Genomic DNA, 20269 nt, shown 5'->3' with positions numbered 1-20269 from the left:
TAACTATGGGGAAGCGGGAATCGGGCCGCTATTCGACCCAGTCCGCCGCCAGCCGGCGGCTCGCCAGCGCCATCAGGATGCCGGCGACGAGGTAGAGGCCGAGGCCCGCCGCGATCGCGTAGCGCAGGCCGTCGGCGGCGCCGTACGCAGGCGTCAGCTGCTTGGAGAGCAGGCCGATCACCCAGCTGCCGAGACCCAGCCCGATCAGGTTGTTGATCAGCAGGAACGAGGCCGAGGCGGTGGCGCGCATCTGCGGCGGCACGAGATGCTGGACGGCGGTGAGTACCGGCCCCAGCCAGACATAGACCAAGGCTTGCGGCACCAGGAACAGCAGGAAGGCCGCCTGCCAGCTCTGCGCCAACACGCCGGCCACGAACAGCGGCAGGCCGAGGACGTAGCAGATGGCGGGCGCCAGTGCGTACCATTTGCGATCGCGCCGGCCCAGCCGGTCGCCCAGCCAGCCGCCGAGCAGGATGCCCGCCACGCCCCCGGTGAGCGCGAGCGCGCCGAAGAACTGGCCGACCTGGGCCAGGTCGAGCCGGAAGCTGCGCAGGATCAGGCTCGGCAGCCAGAAGGCGACGCCGTATCCGCACATCGATCCCGCCGCCGCGCCGAAGGCGAGCAGCCAGAAGCTCGGCTTGGCGGCGAGGATGCCGAACACGTGCGACAAGGGAATGGCGTCCTTCGCGGGGGCCACGCGCGGCGGATCGCGGACGAGCAGCTTGAACGGCACCGCGATCGCCAGTCCGAGCAGCCCGACGACGAGGAAGGCGGTGCGCCACTCCACCGTCTGCGCGATATAGCCGCCGAGCAGCGCCCCGCCCGCCGAGCCAAGCGGGATGCCCAGCGAATAGATCGACAGCGCGCGCGACCGGCGCTCGGCCGGATAGGCGTCGGCGATCAGCGCATAGCTGGGCGCCACCCCGCCCGCCTCGCCTACGCCGACGCCGAGCCGGTACAGAAACATGCTCGTGAAATGCTGCGCCGTGCCGCACAGCGCGGTGAAGGCGCTCCAGATGCCGAGCGAGACCGCGATCACCCAGCTGCGGCTGGTGCGGTCGGCGAGCATCGCCAGCGGGATGGCGAGGGTGGAATAGAGCAGCGCGAAGGCGAAGCCGCCCAGCATGCCGAGCTGTCCATCGTCGAGCCCCAGGTCCGCCTTTACCGGCTGGGCGAGGATCGAGAGGATCTGCCGGTCGAGGAAGTTGAAAATATAGACCAGCAGCAGCATCGCGAGGACGAGGCCGCGTGGGGTTGCGGGGCGGGTGGGGTGCGGGGGCATGGTGGGTCCTCGGCCAGAGATGGTGAACGCTGCCTAGCGGCCCTCGTTGTTCCGAGGGAAGTCTGGAGATCCTCGTCATCCCCGCGAAGGCGGGGATCCATTCGCGCAGGTGCCGCGGTTCCTTCCCTCAGCGCACAGGCCAATGGATTCCCGCCTTCGCGGGAATGACGAGGATCCCGTGGCTGGCGTCGTCCCCTAGAACTTCACCGTCCCGGTCACGAACACCTGGCGCGGGTTGCCGTAATAGCCGGTCAGCACGCCCTCGGTACCCAGCGTCGGCACATAGGCGCCTGCCGGCGTGCGCAGGAAATCGCCGGTGTCCGGGTTCTGCGCGAGGAAATTGTAGCCGGAGACGATGTAGCGCTTGTCGAACAGGTTGCGGCCGTGGACGCCGATCGAGAACATCTTGTTGATGTCCCAGTTCACATTGGCGTCGAACAGCGTGAAGCCCGGCTGGTCGAGCACCGGCGTGCGCAGCTCGAATTGCTGCGAGGCGCTGCGGTAGGAGGCAGTGAAGCTCGCCGCCACCTGGCCGTCGCTGCCGACCGGCACCGAATAGCCGATCGTGCCGCTCGCCGTCCAATCGGGGGTGTTCTGGATGCGGCGGCGGCTGGCGACGTCGATCCCGCGCGAATCGATGAAGCGGAGATAGCGCGCATCGAGATAGCCGACCGACCAGTTGAGGTTGAGCGTGCCGCCACGGGTGCCGAGATCGCGCGCGGCGATCAGATTGCCCTCGAACTCCACGCCGCGCATCCGCGCCTTGCCTGCATTGGTGGTGATGCCGATGAAGGTCTGCTGTCCGTTGATCGTCGTGCCGATCGAGCCCGGCACCTGCACGTCGGTGTAATCGGCATGGAAGGCCGCGAGCGCGAAGGTCAGCCGGCGATCGAACAGCGCGGCCTTGTAGCCGAGCTCGTAGCTGCTGACCGTCTCGGGGTCGAACGACATGAAGTCATAGACCTGCGCCGGCGTGCAGGTGGCGCCGCTGGGCGTGCGGCAGGCGCTGGTCTGCCCGCGAGGATCGAAGCCGCCGCCCTTGAAGCCCTTCGACCAGCTGGCGTAGAGCGTATGATCCTTGCTCGGCTTGAAGCTGACCGAGGCGCGCGGCGTGAACTTCTTGAAGTCGGCGCTGCCGCGGAAATCCGAGGTGGTGGCGGCCAGCACGCCCGCGCCGCCGAAATAGGGCGAGCCGCCGCCGAGATAGGTCTGGCGCAGCACGCGCGACTGGCGCTGGTCCCAGGTGTAGCGCCCGCCCGCCGAGATGCTGAACATCGGCGTGAGATCATAGGTGAAGTCGCCGAACACCGCGACGGTATCGGTGTTCACATCGCCGAAGGTCAGCGCGGTCACGCCGCCGGGCAGGCGCACGTCGAACACGGTGCGCGCCTTGGCGTCGAGATAATAGACGCCGAGCAGGCCGGAGAGCCCGCCGGTATTCACCAGCAGCTGCGCTTCCTGGCTGAACTGCTTGTTGTTGTAGAAGGCGGGCACGTCGACCTGCACCGCCGGCAGCGCGTCGAAGTCGATCGGCGTGGCGCTGTCGTCCTTGCGATAGGCGGTAATCGAACGGAAGGTCAGCCAGTCGGCCGGGCGCAGCTCGGCGAGGCCGGTCACGCCCCAGGCCTTCACGTCCTGGCGCGGGTTGACGAGGCCGCCCTGCGAATCGAACACATCCGCCAGCACCGGGGTGCCGCTGACGATGCCCGGGATCAGCCGGTGGCCGCCACGGCTGTTGCTCTTGTCATGGGTATAGTCGCCCGAGACGCGGAAGAAGGCGCTGCTGCTCGGTTCATATTCCACCGTGCCGCGCGCGGCCCACAGGTCCTTGTTGTAATTGTCCAGCCCCGTGGTGCGATTGGTGCCGAAGCCGCCACGGCTCAATCGCGCGCCCGCGGCGCCGATCTTGAGGCCGGTATCGCCAATCGGCGCGCTGGCGCTCACCACCAGATCGGCCTGATTGTACGAGCCATAGCTGCCGCGCAGCTGCAGCGTCGGGTCGGCACCGATCCGCTTGGTGACATATTTCACCGCGCCGCCGATCGTGTTGCGGCCATAGAGCGTGCCCTGCGGCCCGCGCAGCACCTCGATCCGCTCGACGTCATAGATGTCGAGCACCGCCGCCTGCGGGCGATTGAGGTACACGTCGTCGAGATAGAGCCCCACGCCCGCCTCGAACCCGGCGACCGGATCCTGCTGGCCGACGCCGCGGATGAAGGCCGAGAGCGTGTTGTTGGTGCCGCGCGATACTTCGAGCGAGACGTTCGGCGCGGACTGGGCGATGTCGGTGATGTCGAGCGCGCCCTGGGCATTGAGCTGCGCGCCGCTGATCGCGGTGACGGCGATCGGCACGTCGATCAGACTCTCCGCGCGGCGACGGGCGGTGACGATGATCTCGCCCTCCTGCTGTTGCTGCGGGGCCTCGGCGGTCTGGCCGGCGGCTTCGCTGTCCTGGGCGAAGGCGGGCGTGGCGGCGAGCAGTGCGGCGCTCGCGAGCAGGACGATACGAACGGAATCGTGCCGTGACATGGTAATCCTCCCCTGGTGCAACCCATCTTTGAACGCGGGTTGTAAGCCGTTGCAGGACGCTATACTGAAACCTGAACCGGGTTTCAACTTGGGATGTGAAGGGGAGGCGGAGCATGGCGGGCGAGCGTGGCATTCCAGCCACTTCCATTCCCGAGGCGGATGCGCCGGCGAGCGACGCGAAGGTGCCGCGTACCGAGCGGGGCCGTCGCACGCTGCGCGCGATCCTCGACGCCGCCGCGGCGGAGTTCGGCGAGAAGGGCTTTCACGAAGGCTCGATCAGCGGGATCACGCGGCGTGCCGGTGTGGCGCTGGGCAGCTTCTACACCTATTTCGACTCGAAGGACGCGGTGTTCCGCGCGCTGGTCCGCGACATGAGCGACCAGGTGCGCGAGCATGTCGGCCCGGCGCTGCGCGGCGCGCGCGACCAGATCGATGCCGAGCGCGCGGCGCTGCTCGCCTTCATCCGCTTCGCCCGCGAGCACAAGGAAATCTACCGAATCGTCGACGAGGCCGAGTTCGTCGACCCCGCCAGCTTCCGCCACCATTATGCGAGCACCGCCGAGCGCATCGCCGCCCGCCTGCGCGCCGCCGCCGAGCGCGGCGAGGTACGCGACGATGTCGGCGAGATCCACGCCTGGGCGATCATGGGGATGAACGTGTTTCTCGGCTTGCGCTACAGCGTGTGGGACGAAGGCACGCCCCCTGAGGCGATCGCCGATGTGGTCGCGCAGCTGCTGGCGCGGGGAATCGGACGCTAGAGCTTGCGAAGCCACCGCGAGCGGCTAGTGTGTGTTATATGAATAGTACGGACGCTTCCGCGCGCCTGCCTTTCCGGCTGGCGAGCGCAGGGCTGGCCGCAGGGGCCGCAGCCCATGTCCTCGCCTTTGCGGTTGGTCCTGCCTGGATGGTGTGGCTCGGCGCACCGCCATCGATCGTCGCGTCACGGGCGGCGGGAAGCTGGCCGGCGCCGGTGGGGACGCTGGGGATTACCGTCGTGCTGCTCGCCCTGGCCATAGCCTGCTGGATGCCCGCGCGCACGATCGTGCATCGCTTGGGGCTGGCGCTTCTCGCGCTGCTGTTCGTCCTGCGCGGCCTGCTCGTGCTGCCCTATTGGGCGGGGCTGCGCGACTGGCGCACGCCGATCGGCCATTTCGTCGTCCGCGGCGAGTCGTTCGCCGCGGGATCGCTGGTGGTGCTGGCGATCGGCCTGCTGGTGGCGGGCGGGTTGCTATGCGCCCGCCCGCACCGGTTCATTTCTTCGCGAGCAAATCCTTGAGGCCGGCGAGCGCCTTGGTCGGCCCGGCCTCTTCCTCGCTCTTCACCCCGGCCTCGCGCAGCACCTCGGCGGCGCGGGGGCTGCGCGGATAGGGATCGAGCTCCAGCGCCATCGTCTCCGCCGCGGCTTCGCCCAGGTCGATCGTGCCGCCCGAATAGAAGACGGTGTCGCATTCGTCCTCGGTCAGCTCCACTTCGTCCTCGCCCGTCGTCGTCGGTTCTGGGACGAAGCGGATCGCGAAATCCTGCTCGACCTTGGCGGGCAGCGGATCGCCGGTGACGACGCAGGCCTGGGTCAGCCGCGCGGAGAGGTGGCCGCGGGCGACGACGCCCTGCGCATCGCGGCGCAGATGGTAGACGGCCTCCAGCTTCTCGATCGTCTTCAGCCCGAAGCGGCGGCTGAGCGCGGCGCGCTCGCCCTCGTCGGCGGTGATCTGGACATCGCTCTCGCCGGCGCCGATCTGATCGAGCCGGTGGGGGCGGGGAAATTCTACGTCGGTCATTCGGGAAGCTCTCCTGCGATTACCCGCGCCAGCGGCAGTGCCGCCAGCGCATCGCGAAAGGCGCGCAGCCGCGCCTCGACATGGGTGAGGGCGGCGGGCGCAGGCGCCTCGCCGCGATAGAGGTTGCGGACCAGCGCCGGGCCGAGATCGCCCTCGGCCAGCCCGCTACGATAGGCGCCGAGCCGGCCGCCGAGCATGCCCATCATCCGTCCGACATGCTTGCCGACGATGATGTCGCCAATGCCGATCTCGCGCAGCTGGCCGTCCATGTCGTCGATGAAGCATTCCGCCACGGCGGTGCTGGTGGGGATGCCGGCGGGCTCTTCCTCCAGCCGCAACAGCACCATGCACAGCACGGCCGCGATCATGTCGAACCGGCCGTCGACCGTGTCCGGCACCGCGCCATCGGTGTACCAATGCGGCGCACGGCCGCGCGCGACCACGCCCGCATAGAGCTGTGGGGCGGTGCCGCGATCGGGCTTGCCGAAGAGCCGCTGGAGCATTCGCATCGTCGTTGTTCGTGCCTTCCGCTGTCGCGACCTTGTTTGGCCGCATTTTGCCGCATATTGAGGCCTTCGGCCCGCGATGCAATCCGGGGGCCGTTCGTGTTTGCCTGGAGATCCTGATGTCGCTTCCCGTTCGCACGCTCGGCACCGCCGCGTTGTTGGTCGTGCTCGGCACCACCGCCTGTACGCCGGTGCGGACGCATCAGGGCTATGTCGTCGATCACGATCTGGTCGCCTCGGTGCAGCCGGGCATCGATACCCGCGATTCGGTGATGCAGACGCTGGGCCATCCCAGCTTCACCAGCCAGTTCAACGAAGGCGAGTGGTTCTACGTCTCGCGCGACAGCAGCAACTTCGCCTTCCGCAACCCGAAGGCGAAGAGCCAGACGACGCTGCGCATCCGCTTCGACCAGGCCGGCAACGTCACCTCGATCGACCAGACCGGCGTGGAGCTCGCCGCCTCGATCGATCCCTATGGCAAGACCACGCCGACGCTGGGTCGTCGCCGCAGCTTCTTCTCCGATCTGTTCGGCAATATCGGCACGGTCGGCGCGCCGGGCGCGGGCGGCGCCCCGGGCGGCGGCAACACCGGCCCGTAAGTTTCTTTCATTGGGCTGACCGGATCGTTCGCGCAACGTTCAGCGATGCTTGTTCATAGATCCTGCCAAGCCGGCCTTCGGACCGGCGGGTTCGATCAGGATGGAGAAGCATATGAAGAAGCTCGTTCCCATCGCCCTGCTCACGGCGATCGCAGCCCCTGCGCTGCTGGTGCCGGCAAGCGCGATGGCCCAGTCGCGTGCCGAGTTGCGCGACGACCGCCGCGATGTCCGCGATGCCGAGCGCGACCTGCGCCGTGCGCAATGGTCGGGCGATCCGCGCCGCATCCACGAGGAGCGCCGCGACCTGCGCGATGCGCACCGCGAATATCGCGAGGACCTGCGCGACCGCGATCGTCGCTGGGCCGACAATGACTGGCGCAGCTGGCGCGACCGCAACCGTGGCCTCTATGCGCGCGGCGAGTGGCGGGCGCCGTTCCGCTATTATCGCTTCCAGCCGGGCGCGCGGATCGGCACCGTCTATTACGGCCCGCGCTACGTGATCGGCGATCCCTGGCGCTATCACTTGCCCCGTCCGGGTTTCGGCCAGCAGTGGGTCCGCCACTATAACGATGTTCTGCTCGTCGATACGCGACGTGGCGCCGTGATCCGGGTCGTGCCCGGCTTCTACTGGTAATAAAAAAACGGCCGCATCGATCTTGTCGATGCGGCCGTTCCAGGTTGCGGGTTATCCAAGGGATCTGTTGCGCGATCAGAACGTCGCGCGAGCGCCAGGGTTCCCGCAAAATTTGCACCGAAATGGTGCAATCCTTTGCGCAAAATCCCGTGTGAGGCAGGGATTTACGGCCTTCTTTTGCCAGTTCCTGAAACGTTCAGGTTGCTCCAGCTGCATTTCCTCGCAAACATGCCGGTGTCCGATTCGGATGCATCGCCCGGGGGGGAATGCCGATGGCTCTGAATATACTCGACGCCGCTACGCGCGAACTGACCTTATTCGCGGCGATATTTCTTGCAATCGGCGGGGCGGATGATTTCGTCGTCGATGTGCTGTTCCTGTGCAATTGTCTCGCAAGACGTGGGAAGCGTCGACATTATATTTCTGCCGCGCCCAAGGGAGGGGCACATCGATTTGCCATCTTCGTGCCCGCCTGGGACGAGTCGGCGGTGATCGCGCCGATGTTGCGGTCGATGCGCAGCCGATGGGGAAACGGCGCTTACCGCATCTATGTCGGCACCTATCCCAACGATCCCGCAACCATCGCGGCGGTGCTTTCCCTGGGAGCGGACGATTCGCGCGTGCGGCTGGTGATCGGGGCACGCCCGGGCCCGACGACCAAGGCCGATTGTCTGAACACGCTCTGGGCGGCACTGGAGCGGGACGAAGCCGCCGAAGGCGAAGCCTTCACGGCGGTGGTGCTGCACGACGCGGAAGACGTGGTGCACCCGCAGGAACTCGCCGTCTATACCGGATGGATCGGCACGCATGGCGCCGTTCAGCTGCCCGTCACGCCGCTCTGCCAGCCTGGGTCGCGACTGGTTTCTGGCCATTATCTCGACGAGTTCGCCCAGTCGCATGGCGCGACTCTGCTGGTGCGGCAGATGCTGGGCGCCAGTCTGCCGCTCGCCGGGGTGGGATGCGCCATCCGCTGCGACGTGTTGCGCCGGATCGCCGCGGCGCGCGGCATGCCCTTTGACGCGACGAGCCTCACCGAGGATTACGAGCTCGGCCTGAGCTTGCGGGCGCTGGGCACGCGCTGCGCGTTCGTGCGCGTGCCCGAATGCCCGGGTGGTCCGCCGGTGGCCGTTCGCGCCTATTTCCCGGCGACCATATCGGCGGCGGTGCGGCAAAAGGCGCGATGGATGGCCGGCATTGCGCTCGCCGGCTGGGATCGCACCGGCTGGGGTCGGGCCTGGGACCTGGGCGATCACTGGATGCGGATGCGCGATCGCCGGGTGACGCTCGCGATGCCGGTACTCGCCATCGCCTATGCCGCGCTGGTCTGCTGGGGCCTTTCGGCGCTCTGCCATGCGCTGATCGGCAAGCTGCCACCGGCCCGAGACCCGCTGCTCGAGGGGTTGGTGGCGCTCAACCTGTCGCTGCTCGGCTGGCGGCTGACGATGCGCACTGCGCTGGTAACGCGGCTCCACGGCTGGCGCGAGGGTTGCTGGGCGGCACCGCGGATGGTGGTCGGCAATTATATCGGGCTGCTCGCCGCGCGGCGGGCGCTGTGGATCTATGTCGGCCTGCTCGCCGGCGCGCCGCTGCGATGGGACAAGACGGCGCACCAGTTTCCCAGCATGGCGATCGATTCTCCAGCGGCTGTTGCATGAGCCGCGCGGGCCGCGGCCGACCGCTGCGGTTCGTCGGTGCGGTCGGGCTGGGCTGGATCGGACTACGATGTGCGCTGCTGTGGCCGCAAGCGGCGAACACGGCTTCCATCGCCACACCTCCGATGCCCGGCCGCGCGATCCTGGCGGTTCGCCTCGCGCCAGGGCCGTTCGTGCACGCACCCGTTCGGGCTGTGCTGCGCCTCCGGCCGGCGCCGCGGGCAAATGGGCAATTCGCCGCCGCGGCCGTGGCAGGGCGGCGGCCGCTCCTGCCGAGCCTCGGCCCCGATGGCGCGCCGCCGCCAACGTTCGAGACCGAGGGCGCCGGCGCGGAGTCGACGCCGGTAGCGGCACAGGCCTTTCCCGGACAACGGCTGGATTCGGCGGTTCGCGCCGTAGCGCGCCGGTGGAATGGCAGCACCTGGCTGGTGCTGAGACCCGGCCAAGGCATTGGCGCAGCGCCGGGGGCGGGGCAGCTCGGCGGCAGCCAATATGGCCTTCGGGTGGCTCGCTCGCTGGACGGGCGCGGCAGGCTCGCGGCGATCGGGCGCCTGGCCGGGCCGCTGCGCGGGCGGGGAGCGGAAGCCGCGCTCGGGTTCGAGTGGCAGCCGGCCGGCGTACCCGTGCGGATTGCCGTCGAAGAGCGGTTCGGCCTGGATGGCGTCCATGGCGGGCCGGGGCTGGGGGCGGTGGCGGGCCTCTACCGCGAACGCGCAGGCTTCCGCCTCGAAGCATATGGCCAGGCCGGTGCGATCCTCCGCGCCCGGCTGGAGCCCTATGCCGATGGTGCACTGCGGCTGACCCGGACCATCGCCGGTAGCCCCGCAACGGCGTTGGCGGCCGGGATCGGCAGCTGGGGCGCCGCGCAGCGGGGCGTGCAGCGGCTCGATGTCGGCCCGACTTTGGTCACCAGCGTGCCGATCGGCGCCCTGCAGGCGCGCATCGCGCTCGACTGGCGACAGCGGATCGCCGGCAGCGCTCGTCCTGGTTCGGGCGTGGCGCTCACCCTGGGCAGCGATTTCTGAGCCGAACGCCGCGCGAAACCCCACCTTCTCCCTTTCGCATGCCCGCACAAACCGGCTAGGCCTAGGGGCGCATGGATCTGTACCTTCCCATCGCCAACCTGTCGGTCAACGCGCTCGTGATCGTGGCGCTGGGGCTGGGCGTGGGCCTGCTCTCGGGCATGTTCGGCGTGGGCGGCGGGTTTCTCACCACGCCGCTGCTGATCTTCTACGGCATCCCGCCCACCGTCGCGGCCGCCTCGGCGGCGAGCCAGGTGACCGGCGCCAGCGTCTCCGGCGTGTTCGCGCATTTCCGCCGCAAGGGCGTGGACGTGCAAATGGGCGCGGTGCTCGTCACCGGCGGCATTCTCGGCAGCCTGATCGGTGCGTGGCTGTTCAAATTGCTGCAGGCCAGCGGGCAGATCGATGTGGTGATCGGCGTGCTCTATGTCGTGCTGCTCGGCTCGATCGGCGGGCTGATGGGCAAGGAATCGGTCGGCGCGATCCGCGTCTCGCGCGGGGCGCGGCCGCCCAAGGCGCGCAAGCGGCGGCACCATCCGCTGGTTGCCTCGCTGCCGTTCCGCTGGCGCTTCTATGCCTCGGGCCTCTACATCTCGCCGCTGGCGCCGCTGCTGCTGGGCATGTTCACCGGCGTGCTGACGATGCTGCTCGGCGTGGGCGGCGGCTTCATCCTGGTGCCGGCGATGCTCTACATCCTCGGCATGGGCACGCAGACGGTGGTCGGCACCTCGCTGTTCCAGACGCTGTTCACCACCGCGGTGGCGACGATGGTCCATGCGACGACGACCAAGGCGGTCGACATCGTGCTGGCGATCCTGCTGCTGCTCGGCTCGGTGATCGGCGCGCAGCTCGGCGCGCGCTTTGCCGCCAAGGCCAAGCCCGAATATCTGCGGCTGCTGCTCGCCGTCATCGTGCTCGCGGTGGCGGCGCGGATGCTGCTGGGTCTCGCCTGGCGGCCGGACGAGATCTACTCGGTGACCGCGGCGTGAAGCGGGCGGGGGCGCTGGCGCTGCTCGCACCCCTGATGATGGGGCAGGCCAAGCCCGAGCTGGTGCCCGACGTATCGCAGCGCGACATCGAGATCGCCTACAGCTTCACCGGCGCCGAATTGCTGCTGTTCGGCGCGATCCTCTATCCCGGCGGTCGCGCGCCGGGCGAGGGCGAGCGGCCGGCCGACATCGTCGTGGTGATCAAGGGACCGACCGAATCGGTGGTGGTTCGCGAAAAGTCGAAGGTCGCCGGCATCTGGGTGAACGCCGCGCAGATGCGCTATCGCTCGGCACCCAGCTTCTACGCGATGGCCTCGTCCCGGCCGATCCGCCAGCTGGTCGACGAGCGGACTCGGGCGATCTACGAGCTGGGGCTGGACAGCCTGCAGCTCTCCCCCGCCTCGGGTGCCACCCCGCAGATCCAGCAGCGCTTCGACGGCGGCTTTGTCGACCTCAAGCGCCGCAACGGCCTGTTCTACGAGGCGCCGGGCGCGGTGGAGATCACCGGCGGTGTGCTCTATCGCGCGCGGCTCACCATCCCCGCGCGCGTGCCGGTGGGGCGCTTCACCGCCGAGACCTTCCTGATCCGCGACGGCCGCGTGCTGGCGGCGGCGGTGCGCCCGATCGAGATCCGCAAATCGGGCTTCGAGCGCTTCGTCGCGACCAGCGCGGACCGCAACGCCATCGCCTATGGGCTGGTGGCGGTGGGTGTCTCGTTCCTGTTCGGCTGGGGCGCTGGAGCGCTCTGGCGCCGCTTCTGAGCGCACTCACCCAAAATTTACCCCCGTCTGCGCATGCTGCTCCCGCCTTTTTGGGGGATGCACGATGGAAGGCCAGTTTCGCGTCGGTGGGTTCGAGGGAGAAGCGACGGGTGGCGGCGGGTTGCCAGCGGGCCGCATGCCCGGCGCCGTGCGCGCGATCGGTGCGGTGTTCGAGATTGCCGGCGCGTCCAGCCAGGTGCTGCTCGATCTCGCGGAGCTCGATGCGCTGGCAACCAGCGGCGATGCCGCGCTCGCCAATGCGGGACAGGTCGGCGGGCAGGTCAAGATCCGCGTCGGCAGCGCCTGGCTGATCGCCAGCATCCGGACGGCGCGGCTCGATCCCTCGGGCGCGCGCGTTTCCGCCGCGATCGACTTCCTCGGCGAAGGCGACGAGGAGAAGCTGACCGGAAAGCTCTACCGCTTCCGCCGCGGTGTCACCCGCTACCCGAGCCCGGGGGCGGAGGTCTTCCCGCTCACCACCGCCGATCTCCGCCAGATCTATGCCGCCGACGAGCGTCCGCATATCGAGATCGGCACCGTCTACCCGACCAGGGACATTCGCGCCGCGCTCTATGTCGACGCGATGCTCGGCAAGCATTTCGCGCTGCTCGGCTCGACGGGTACCGGCAAGTCGACGTCCGCAGCGCTGATCCTGCACCGCATCTGCGAACTGGCGCCGCAGGGCCATGTCGTGATGATCGACCCCCATGGGGAATATGGCAGCGCCTTCCAGCACAATGGCGCGCTGTTCGACGTATCGAACCTGCAGCTGCCTTATTGGCTGATGAACTTCGAGGAGCATTGCGAGGTGTTCCTCACCAGCGCGGGCAGCGATCGCCAGGTGGATGCCGACATCCTCGCCAAGTGCCTGCTCGCCGCGCGCTCCAAGAACCGGATCGGGCAGGAGATCGGCAAGCTCACCGTCGACGCGCCGGTGCCGTACCTGCTTTCCGATCTCACCAACGTGCTAAGCCTCGAGATGGGCAAGATGGACAAGGCGACCGATACGGCGCCCTATCTCCGCCTCAAGAGCAAGATCGACGAGGTAAAGGGCGATCCGCGCTACGCCTTCATGTTCTCCGGCATGCTGGTGGCGGACACGATGGCGGCGTTCCTGTCGCGCATCTTCCGCCTGCCCGGCGACGGCAAGCCGATCTCGATCATCGACGTGTCCGGGGTGCCGAACGAAATCACGAGCGTGGTCGTCGCGGTGCTCAGCCGGATGGTGTTCGATTACGCGATCTGGTCGCGCGGCGAGGCGAAGCGGCCGGTGCTGCTCGTCTGCGAGGAGGCGCACCGCTATGTGCCCAACGAGCGCAACGCCGATGGCTCGTCGGTGGGGCGGATCCTCAGCCGCATCGCCAAGGAAGGGCGCAAATACGGCGTGTCGCTGGGGCTGATCACCCAGCGCCCGTCGGACCTGGCCGAGGGCGTGCTCTCCCAGTGCGGCACGATCCTGTCGATGCGGCTCAACAACGAGCGCGACCAGGCCTTTGTCCGCGCAGCGATGCCGGAAGGCGCACGCGGGTTCCTCGACGCGATCCCTGCGCTGCGCAATCGCGAGTGCATCGCGGTGGGCGAGGGCGTGGCGACGCCGGTGCGGCTGCTGTTCGACGATCTCGATCCCGCCAAGCGCCCGGCGTCGGACGACCCGCTCTTCTCCGCGCTGTGGCGCGAGGTCGGCGGCGAGGAGGCGATGCTGGAACGCACCATCCGCCGCTGGCGCGCGCAGGGGCGGTAGAACTCCCTGCCCTCGCAACCACCGTCAGTCCCGCGAAGGCGGAAATCCATTGGCTGAGTCGGAGCGGTTCTTGCTTTGGCCGCACGGCGAATGGATCCCCGCCGTCGCGGGGATGACACAGGGCTTGTTGCCCCCGAAGTAGCTTACTCCGCCGCGTCCTTCTGGACACCGTGACCGACGGGCACTGCCATCAGGCCGTGCAGCTTCGCCCGGAACGCCCCCAGCGCACCGCCTGCGAGGCGCCGCACCGAAGTGAACGACACCGCCCGCGGATTGACCGCCTGGCCGTTGCGTGTGGTCTCGAAATGGAGGTGCGGGCCGGTCGACAGCCCCGAATTGCCGCTGCGGCCGATCTGCTGGCCCTTGCGGACCGACTGACCCGGGCGGACCATCACCTTGCTCAGATGCGCATAGCCGGTGGCGAAACCGCCGCCATGATCGATCCGCACGAGGTTGCCATAGCCCGAGGCGCCGCCGGCCACGCGCACCACCCCGTCGACCGCGGCAAACACCGGCGAGCCATAGGGCGCGGCGATGTCGATGCCCTTGTGCATCCGGGTAAAGCCCAGGATCGGGTGCATCCGCATGCCGAAGGCGGAGGAGAAGCGGCCGTTCACAGGCATGGTCATCATGCCGGTCTTGCTGCCGGTGCCGCTGGCGTCGAACCATTCGGTCTTGCCGTCGCTCTCCCAGGGGGCGAGCTGGACGCCGTTCGAACAGCCGGTGACGCCGGCGTACATCAGCTGGCCATACTGGACCTCGCCGGTAGCGGCGCGCGCCTGGCCGAGGATCAGGTCGAACTTGCAGCCCGATCCCAGCTTCGACACCGAGACGCGGCTGGCGAGCGTGCGCAGGAAGGTCTCCACCGCCTTGGCCGGCGCGCCGGCGGCACGGGCGGAGCGGTAGAGGCTCGATCCGATCTGCCCCTGCACGCGCAGCGGCGTATGGTCGATCGCGATCGGGATCGACTTGATGGCGAGCGCAGCGCCGGTACGGACCACTTCGATCCGACGATCGAACGCGGCGCGGAAGGCGAGCTTCTCCAGCGGGCGCGGCTGCGACTTGTCGACGCGGCGGCCGAGCGTCATTTCCAGCACGGTATTGCGCTGGATCTGGCCGAGCGGCATCGCGCCGGAAACCAGGCTAGCGACGATCCCGGCATCGGCTTCGCCCACGCCCGAGCGCTGCAGCACGCCGCGCAGCATCGTCCCGCTGGCGAGCCGTGCCTCATGCTCGATGATCGGGCGCTCGGGTGTGTCGGTGAGCGGCTTGACCAAGCTCGTCGCCGCGACATGCACGCCGGTGCGCGATCCCTTGACCAGCGGCGCGATCGCCTGCGCCTGCTGCGCCTGTTCGGCCTCGCCGGTCAGCGGCGCGGGGACAATGCCCGCGATCGGCCGGTCGAAGCCCGGCGACAGCATCCAGGTGGCGGCGCAGAGCGCGGCGCAGGTCGCAGCGCCGCGAAACCAGGTGGGCGAGCCGATATCGGCACCGAGATCGGGCACCAGGTCGAGCGTTGCCAGGCGCTTGCCGATCCGCGTGGGGACAACGGCCGGGATCGCGCGCGCCAGACCGCCGCCACCGCCGGCAAGGCCCGAGCCATGATCGTCGCGAAAGAACAAGCCGTGCTGCCCCTAAGACCCGATTGCGCGCGGCAAGAAGCGGCGCGTCCATTGAATCACTCTGGAATCATGCTCTTAAAGTCAAATTAAGTTTGCCACCCGGTGACACCGCACACGCCGACCCGTGCAGCGCATGCGGCGAAATGGCCGGATCGGGCGCAACCGTCACGAAGTCGTGGAAAAGCGGCGCCAAGGAGTTGCCTAATGCCGCGCGCGCGCCGATCTTGGATTTTGACATGAGCCAGTTCGCGCGTTCCCCCGTCACGGCAGTGCTCGGGCCCACAAACACCGGCAAGACCCATCTCGCGGTCGAGCGGATGTGCGGCCATGCCAGCGGCATGATCGGCTTCCCGCTGCGGCTCCTAGCGCGCGAAGTGTATGACCGCGTCGTCCGGATGAAGGGGCCGACGGAAGTCGCGCTGATCACCGGCGAGGAAAAAATCCTGCCGCCCAAGGCGCGCTGGTTCTGCTGCACGGCGGAGAGCATGCCGCTGGAGCGCGAGACCGCGTTCGTCGCGCTGGACGAGGCACAGCTCGGCGCCGATCCGGAACGCGGCCATGTCTTCACCGATAGGCTGCTGCGCGCCCGCGGCCGCGAGGAGACGATGATCCTCGGTTCGGACAGCCTGCGGCCGATGCTCAAGGCGCTCGTGCCCGAGGCGGAGATCGTCGGCCGCCCGCGCTTCTCGACGCTCAGCTATGCCGGCGCCAAGAAGCTTTCCCGCCTGCCGCGCCGGTCGGCGATCGTCGCCTTCTCGGCCGAGGAAGTCTATGCCGTGGCCGAGGCGCTGCGGCGACTGCGCGGCGGCGCCGCGGTGGTGATGGGGGCGCTATCCCCCCGCACCCGCAACGCCCAGGTGGCGATGTTCCAGGCGGGCGAGGTCGACTATCTCGTCGCCACCGACGCGATCGGCATGGGGCTCAACATGGACGTCCACCATGTCGCCTTCGCCTCCCTCCACAAGTTCGATGGCCGCCGCCAACGCCGCCTCACCATTGCCGAGATGGCGCAGATCGCCGGCCGCGCCGGGCGCCACCAGAAGGACGGCACCTTCGGCGCGCTGCACGCGGAGGGACCCAGCGCGTTCACGCCGGAGGAAGTGCTGGCGATCGAAGGGCACCAGGTGCCCAGGCTCGAGCATCTCTACTGGCGCGAGGGCGAGCCCGATTTCGACAGCATCGATGCGCTGATCGGCAGCCTCGAGCGAAAGCCCGAGGCCGAGGTGCTGCGCGCGGCCCCCCAGGCGACCGATCTCGCCGTGCTCAAGCGGCTGGCCGAGGAAAGCTGGGTCCGTGATCGGGTGCGGCACCCGCGCATGGTCGCGCGGCTGTGGGCGGCGTGTGGGCTGCCCGATTTCCGTAAGCTGGGCGTCGATCCGCATGCGCGGTTCGTCGGGCGGCTGTTCGGGCATCTCTCCGAGGGGCGCGGGCATGTGCCGCACCAATGGTTCGCCGACGAGATCCAGCGGCTCGACAATATGGGCGGGGATGTCGAGACGCTCGCCGGACGCATCGCCGCGGCGCGCAGCTGGGCCTATATCGCCCACCGCGCCGACTGGCTGGAGCAGCCGGCGCACTGGGCCGAGCGGACGCGGGCGATCGAGGAAAAGCTCTCCGACGCGCTCCACGCCAGCCTCACCCAGCGCTTCGTCGACAAGCGCACCACGGTGCTGCTCCGACAGATCGGTGCCGATGCCTCGAACCTGCCGGTGACGATCGGGCCCGAAGGCGAGGTGAGCGTCGAGGAGCATCCGCTGGGCACGCTGCAGGGCTTCCGCTTCACCGTCGCCGCGGAGGCGCGCGCGGGCGACAAGCGGATGCTGCTCGCCGCTGCCGAGAAACGGCTGGCGGGCGAATATCGGCGGCGCGGTGCGGCGCTGGCCGAGGCACCCGATGCGGAGCTGACGCAGCTCGGCACCGCGATCCACTGGCGCGGGCACGACATCGCGCTGCTCAAGCCTGGCGCGAACCTGGTGCGCCCGCGCGTGCAGCTGGATCGCGCGCTCGACGTGCTCGATCCGCAGGCCAAGGCGGGCGTGCAGGCGCGGCTGGAGCGCTGGTTCGCCGAGCGGGTCGGGGCCGATCTGCCGGTGCTCGCCAGGCTCGACGCCATTACCCGGGAAGAAGCGGCGGGCGCCCCCTTGCGTGCGCTCGCCAATGCGCTGCTCGAACAGGGCGGGTTGCTGCCGCGGCGTGCGGCGGGATCGATGCTCGAGGCACTCGACGGGCCCGCGCGCCATCGGCTCCGCAAGATCGGCATGACCATCGGCACGCTCGACGTGTTCGCGCCCTCGCTGCTCAAGCCGCGTGCCGCTGCCCGCCGCCGCGCGCTGATGGGGCTGGAGAGCGGTCCGCCCGATGCCGCGGTAGTGCTGCCCCGCGATGCCAGGAGTGCCGATCTCGTGCACGGCTTCCGTCCCTTCGGGGCGCAGGCGATCCGGGTCGATCTGGTCGAGCGCATCGCCCGCGCGGCGCACGAGGCGCGGCAGGGCCGCAAGCCCTTCGCCCCCGATCCGGCGCTCGCCACCTCGATCGGCCTCAAGCCGGAAACGATCGCCCGGCTGATGGCGCAGCTCGGCTTCCGCACCGCGCGCGGCGACGCCGATGCGCCGCAGCGCTGGATCTGGCAGGGGCTCACTCCGCTCGCCAAGCCCAAGCCTGTGGCGGTGCCCGGCAATGCCTTCGCGGTGCTGGCGGCGCTTCGCAATGGCTGAGCCGTCTGCACACGGCCCGGCGATGCGGCTCGACCGCTACCTCTGGTACGCGCGGATCGTGAAGACGCGCAGCGCGGCGCAGGCCTTGTGCGAGAAGGGGCTGCTGCGGATCGACGGCCGCCGGGTCGAGCGCTCCGCCGCATCGGTACGGGTGGGCTCGATTCTCGCCTTCCCGATCCAGGGCAAGGTGCGCGTGCTGCGTGTCGAGGCGCTGCCGATCCGGCGCGGCCCGCCGGGCGAGGCGCGGCTATGCTATGAGGATCTCGTTACCGATCGGGACGTTCAGCCTCTGTCCGATGATTGACGTGCGCGCCGCACGCGCATAGCAGGGCCCCCGCATTGATCGTTCGCAACCAAGGACCGTTTTCCCAATGACCTATGTCGTCACCGACGCATGCATCCGGTGCAAGTACATGGACTGTGTCGAGGTCTGTCCGGTCGACTGTTTCTACGAAGGCGAGAACATGCTCGTCATCAACCCCAGCGAATGCATCGATTGCGGCGTGTGCGAGCCGGAATGCCCGGCCGAGGCGATCCTGCCCGATACCGAGAACGGCCTGGAAAAGTGGCTGGAGCTCAACCGCACCTATTCGGAGCAGTGGCCCAACATCACCACCAAGGGGGAAGCCCCGGCCGATGCCGATGCGATGAAGGGCGAGGCCGACAAGTTCGACAAATATTTCTCGCCGAACCCCGGCTCGGGCGATTGAGCCCTGCGCGGCGCCTGCCGCCGCGTGCGATGGCCCCGAAATGGTGCAGGGCGCATGGATTTATGCGCCTTTCGCATGACCTTTCACTGGTAATTTTATTACGAGCGTGTTAAATAGCGCGCGACGAAGGCAAGGACTCGCCTTCGCCCGGAGACGCTAGCGTATGCCCCGTGTTCCCTCGTCCGCCGCGCTCTGCGCGCTTGGGCGGGATCCGCAATACAACCGGGGCCGGTAATTCACGAAAGGTTCCTCGCACATGGCTGCCAAGGCGCTGTCCTTCGATGTCGGCGATTATGTCGTTTACCCCAAGCACGGCGTGGGCCGTGTGATCGAGCTGCAAAAGCAGGAAATTGCTGGAATGCAGCTCGAGCTTTACGTCCTGCGTTTCGAAAAAGAGAAGATGACGCTCCGCGTGCCGACCAACAAGGCCGAGAGCGTGGGCATGCGCAAGCTTTCCAGCGACAAGACGCTTCGCGAAGCGCTCGATACGCTGAAGGGCAAGCCCAAGGTCAAGCGTACCATGTGGTCGCGTCGCGCCCAAGAATATGAAGCCAAGATCAATTCGGGCGACCTCGTGTCGATCGCCGAAGTGGTCCGCGACCTGTTCCGTGCCGACGACCAGCCCGAGCAGAGCTATTCCGAGCGCCAGATCTTCGAAGGCGCGGCAAGCCGCCTCGCCCGCGAACTGGCGGCAATGGAAGAGATCGACGAGCCGGCGGCACTGGAAAAGATCCTGGACATCCTGCGCAAGGCCGCAGCGATCCACAACAAGGACAAGGTTCCCGCCTAAGGCGTGGAACCGAAGGGTCGGATCAAAAGGGGGCGGAGCCACAGGCTCGCGCCCCCTTTTCGTTACGCCCGGATCGTGTATTGTGTGGGCAACACACGATCCGGGAGGTTCCTTATGCGTCCGATGCTCGCCCTCGCCCTGCTGCCGTTCGCCACGGCGTGCCACACCAGCTGGGAAGGCAAGGGTACCAAGGTGGAAGCAAGCGGCACCGGCACCAGCCGCAGCTTCGCCGCGCGCGATTTCACCGGCGTCGTGCTCAAGGGTTCGGATGATGTCGACGTGCGCACGGGCACGACCTTCTCGGTGACGGCGGAGGGCGATCCTGCAGTGCTCGACCAGCTCGACATCCGCCTCGACGGCAAGACGCTCAATATCGGCCGCAAGGGCAAGGCTGGCATGTTCTGGGACAAGGGCGGCTCGGCCAAGATCCACGTCGTGCTGCCGCGGCTTACCGAAGCCACGGTGGCGGGTTCGGGGACGATGCTGGTCGATCGCGCCGAGGGCAAGTTCGACGGCGTGGTTGCCGGCTCGGGCGACCTGAACCTCGCATCGGTGACGGCACAGGAGGCATCCTTCTCGATCGCCGGGTCGGGCGACATCACGCTGGCCGGGCGTGCGGACAAGATGGATGTCTCGGTCGCCGGCTCGGGAGACCTCAAGGGGCAGCAGTTCAGCGCGGGCAGCGCCGACATCTCGATCGCCGGCTCGGGCAGCGTGCGGGCGAACGTGCCGGGCAAGGCCTCGGTGTCGATCCTGGGCTCGGGCGATGTCGAGCTGCGCGGCGGCGCCAAGTGCGACGTGAGCAAGATCGGCTCGGGCGAGGTGAAGTGCTCATAGAAGTATCGCGAATCAAGAGGGCGCATAGCCCCCTTGATCTGGCTGCCGACCGCACCCTTGTTCTATCGCGCCGTCTGGTGAAAGGGTAGGCGGTTTACGCAAA

At 68.4% G+C, this 20269-nt stretch carries 19 protein-coding genes; 14 read left to right on the top strand and 5 right to left on the bottom strand.

Annotated features, from left to right (window positions below; all coding sequences use genetic code 11):
* Nucleotides 1-28: 28 nt before the first annotated feature.
* Nucleotides 29-1282 carry a spinster family MFS transporter gene (locus BM009_RS10220; RefSeq protein WP_093295936.1) on the bottom strand — a complete coding sequence of 418 codons (1254 nt, stop codon included), beginning with the start codon at nucleotides 1280-1282 and terminating at the stop codon, nucleotides 29-31.
* 195 nt (nucleotides 1283-1477) lie between these two features.
* Complete coding sequence (locus BM009_RS10215; RefSeq protein ID WP_093295935.1) at nucleotides 1478-3811, bottom strand: TonB-dependent receptor; 2334 nt, start codon at nucleotides 3809-3811, stop codon at nucleotides 1478-1480.
* 113 nt (nucleotides 3812-3924) lie between these two features.
* Between BM009_RS10215 and BM009_RS10210 the strand changes: the two genes are divergently transcribed.
* A complete protein-coding gene (locus BM009_RS10210) occupies nucleotides 3925-4569 on the top strand; it encodes a TetR/AcrR family transcriptional regulator (RefSeq protein ID WP_093295933.1) in 645 nt (214 codons plus the stop codon).
* 38 nt (nucleotides 4570-4607) lie between these two features.
* Entirely contained in the window at nucleotides 4608-5087 is a 480-nt protein-coding gene (locus tag BM009_RS10205; RefSeq protein ID WP_139216596.1) for a hypothetical protein, read from the top strand.
* On the opposite strand, the gene BM009_RS10200 is transcribed toward BM009_RS10205, so the two are convergent.
* Entirely contained in the window at nucleotides 5062-5589 is a 528-nt protein-coding gene (locus tag BM009_RS10200) for a YceD family protein (protein WP_093295930.1), read from the bottom strand. The genes BM009_RS10205 and BM009_RS10200 overlap by 26 nt on opposite strands.
* Complete coding sequence (locus BM009_RS10195) at nucleotides 5586-6098, bottom strand: ubiquinol-cytochrome C chaperone family protein (protein WP_093295929.1); 513 nt, start codon at nucleotides 6096-6098, stop codon at nucleotides 5586-5588. Before BM009_RS10195 ends, BM009_RS10200 begins: the two co-directional genes overlap by 4 nt.
* A gap of 116 nt (nucleotides 6099-6214) precedes the next feature.
* On the opposite strand from BM009_RS10195, the gene BM009_RS10190 reads away from it, so the two are divergent.
* The 7 genes from BM009_RS10190 (at nucleotide 6215) to BM009_RS10160 (ending at nucleotide 13493) form a co-directional block, all read left to right on the top strand.
* Nucleotides 6215-6694, top strand: coding sequence for an outer membrane protein assembly factor BamE (locus BM009_RS10190; RefSeq protein ID WP_093295927.1), 480 nt, complete (start codon nucleotides 6215-6217; stop codon nucleotides 6692-6694).
* A gap of 112 nt (nucleotides 6695-6806) precedes the next feature.
* Nucleotides 6807-7328, top strand: coding sequence for an RcnB family protein (locus tag BM009_RS10185; RefSeq protein WP_093296546.1), 522 nt, complete (start codon nucleotides 6807-6809; stop codon nucleotides 7326-7328).
* 272 nt (nucleotides 7329-7600) lie between these two features.
* Nucleotides 7601-8983 carry a glycosyl transferase family protein gene (locus BM009_RS10180; protein ID WP_093296544.1) on the top strand — a complete coding sequence of 461 codons (1383 nt, stop codon included), beginning with the start codon at nucleotides 7601-7603 and terminating at the stop codon, nucleotides 8981-8983.
* Entirely contained in the window at nucleotides 8980-10005 is a 1026-nt protein-coding gene (locus BM009_RS22960; protein WP_254772241.1) for a hypothetical protein, read from the top strand. The genes BM009_RS10180 and BM009_RS22960 overlap by 4 nt, the downstream gene beginning before the upstream one ends.
* Nucleotides 10006-10076: 71 nt before the next feature.
* Entirely contained in the window at nucleotides 10077-10991 is a 915-nt protein-coding gene (locus BM009_RS10170; RefSeq protein ID WP_093295926.1) for a sulfite exporter TauE/SafE family protein, read from the top strand.
* Nucleotides 10992-11029: 38 nt separating this feature from the next.
* Nucleotides 11030-11752, top strand: coding sequence for a TIGR02186 family protein (locus BM009_RS10165; protein WP_093296541.1), 723 nt, complete (start codon nucleotides 11030-11032; stop codon nucleotides 11750-11752).
* A 136-nt stretch (nucleotides 11753-11888) separates the two neighbouring features.
* A complete protein-coding gene (locus tag BM009_RS10160) occupies nucleotides 11889-13493 on the top strand; it encodes an ATP-binding protein (protein WP_175487997.1) in 1605 nt (534 codons plus the stop codon).
* A gap of 143 nt (nucleotides 13494-13636) precedes the next feature.
* Here the strand turns inward: BM009_RS10160 and BM009_RS10155 are convergent, their stop codons facing one another.
* Nucleotides 13637-15115 carry a M23 family metallopeptidase gene (locus BM009_RS10155; RefSeq protein ID WP_093295922.1) on the bottom strand — a complete coding sequence of 493 codons (1479 nt, stop codon included), beginning with the start codon at nucleotides 15113-15115 and terminating at the stop codon, nucleotides 13637-13639.
* Nucleotides 15116-15351: 236 nt separating this feature from the next.
* On the opposite strand from BM009_RS10155, the gene BM009_RS10150 reads away from it, so the two are divergent.
* The 5 genes from BM009_RS10150 to BM009_RS10130 all read left to right on the top strand — a co-directional run bounded on the left by BM009_RS10150 (nucleotide 15352) and on the right by BM009_RS10130 (nucleotide 20166).
* Nucleotides 15352-17829, top strand: coding sequence for a helicase-related protein (locus tag BM009_RS10150; protein ID WP_093296540.1), 2478 nt, complete (start codon nucleotides 15352-15354; stop codon nucleotides 17827-17829).
* Nucleotides 17822-18133 (top strand): RNA-binding S4 domain-containing protein, encoded by a 312-nt coding sequence (locus tag BM009_RS10145; RefSeq protein WP_093295921.1) that lies wholly within the window; start codon nucleotides 17822-17824, stop codon nucleotides 18131-18133. The genes BM009_RS10150 and BM009_RS10145 overlap by 8 nt, the downstream gene beginning before the upstream one ends.
* Before the next feature lie 67 nt (nucleotides 18134-18200).
* The gene (gene fdxA / locus BM009_RS10140) at nucleotides 18201-18539 is read left to right on the top strand and encodes a ferredoxin FdxA (RefSeq protein WP_093295919.1); all 339 of its coding nucleotides are present in this window, start codon (nucleotides 18201-18203) and stop codon (nucleotides 18537-18539) included.
* A 256-nt stretch (nucleotides 18540-18795) separates the two neighbouring features.
* A complete protein-coding gene (locus tag BM009_RS10135; RefSeq protein ID WP_066722729.1) occupies nucleotides 18796-19329 on the top strand; it encodes a CarD family transcriptional regulator in 534 nt (177 codons plus the stop codon).
* Between the two features lie 114 nt (nucleotides 19330-19443).
* Nucleotides 19444-20166, top strand: coding sequence for a head GIN domain-containing protein (locus tag BM009_RS10130; RefSeq protein WP_093295918.1), 723 nt, complete (start codon nucleotides 19444-19446; stop codon nucleotides 20164-20166).
* Nucleotides 20167-20269: the final 103 nt, after the last annotated feature.

Origin of the sequence: Sphingomonas sp. NFR04 (genome assembly GCF_900114095.1) — a bacterium.
Taxonomy (GTDB): Bacteria; Pseudomonadota; Alphaproteobacteria; order Sphingomonadales; family Sphingomonadaceae; genus Sphingomonas.
The sequence above is the reverse complement of the archived record's forward strand: the minus strand, read 5'-3'. Positions and strand labels throughout refer to the sequence as shown.

What these genes read in the sequence shown, in the direction of transcription:
- BM009_RS10220 (WP_093295936.1), bottom strand. Translation starts at nt 1,282, where the DNA reads ATGCCCCCGCACCCCACCCGCCCCGCAACCCCACGCGGCCTCGTCCTC.
- BM009_RS10215 (WP_093295935.1), bottom strand. Translation starts at nt 3,811, where the DNA reads ATGTCACGGCACGATTCCGTTCGTATCGTCCTGCTCGCGAGCGCCGCA.
- BM009_RS10210 (WP_093295933.1), top strand. Translation starts at nt 3,925, where the DNA reads ATGGCGGGCGAGCGTGGCATTCCAGCCACTTCCATTCCCGAGGCGGAT.
- BM009_RS10205 (WP_139216596.1), top strand. Translation starts at nt 4,608, where the DNA reads ATGAATAGTACGGACGCTTCCGCGCGCCTGCCTTTCCGGCTGGCGAGC.
- BM009_RS10200 (WP_093295930.1), bottom strand. Translation starts at nt 5,589, where the DNA reads ATGACCGACGTAGAATTTCCCCGCCCCCACCGGCTCGATCAGATCGGC.
- BM009_RS10195 (WP_093295929.1), bottom strand. Translation starts at nt 6,098, where the DNA reads ATGCGAATGCTCCAGCGGCTCTTCGGCAAGCCCGATCGCGGCACCGCC.
- BM009_RS10190 (WP_093295927.1), top strand. Translation starts at nt 6,215, where the DNA reads ATGTCGCTTCCCGTTCGCACGCTCGGCACCGCCGCGTTGTTGGTCGTG.
- BM009_RS10185 (WP_093296546.1), top strand. Translation starts at nt 6,807, where the DNA reads ATGAAGAAGCTCGTTCCCATCGCCCTGCTCACGGCGATCGCAGCCCCT.
- BM009_RS10180 (WP_093296544.1), top strand. Translation starts at nt 7,601, where the DNA reads ATGGCTCTGAATATACTCGACGCCGCTACGCGCGAACTGACCTTATTC.
- BM009_RS22960 (WP_254772241.1), top strand. Translation starts at nt 8,980, where the DNA reads ATGAGCCGCGCGGGCCGCGGCCGACCGCTGCGGTTCGTCGGTGCGGTC.
- BM009_RS10170 (WP_093295926.1), top strand. Translation starts at nt 10,077, where the DNA reads ATGGATCTGTACCTTCCCATCGCCAACCTGTCGGTCAACGCGCTCGTG.
- BM009_RS10165 (WP_093296541.1), top strand. Translation starts at nt 11,030, where the DNA reads ATGGGGCAGGCCAAGCCCGAGCTGGTGCCCGACGTATCGCAGCGCGAC.
- BM009_RS10160 (WP_175487997.1), top strand. Translation starts at nt 11,889, where the DNA reads ATGCCCGGCGCCGTGCGCGCGATCGGTGCGGTGTTCGAGATTGCCGGC.
- BM009_RS10150 (WP_093296540.1), top strand. Translation starts at nt 15,352, where the DNA reads ATGAGCCAGTTCGCGCGTTCCCCCGTCACGGCAGTGCTCGGGCCCACA.
- BM009_RS10145 (WP_093295921.1), top strand. Translation starts at nt 17,822, where the DNA reads ATGGCTGAGCCGTCTGCACACGGCCCGGCGATGCGGCTCGACCGCTAC.
- fdxA (WP_093295919.1), top strand. Translation starts at nt 18,201, where the DNA reads ATGACCTATGTCGTCACCGACGCATGCATCCGGTGCAAGTACATGGAC.
- BM009_RS10135 (WP_066722729.1), top strand. Translation starts at nt 18,796, where the DNA reads ATGGCTGCCAAGGCGCTGTCCTTCGATGTCGGCGATTATGTCGTTTAC.
- BM009_RS10130 (WP_093295918.1), top strand. Translation starts at nt 19,444, where the DNA reads ATGCGTCCGATGCTCGCCCTCGCCCTGCTGCCGTTCGCCACGGCGTGC.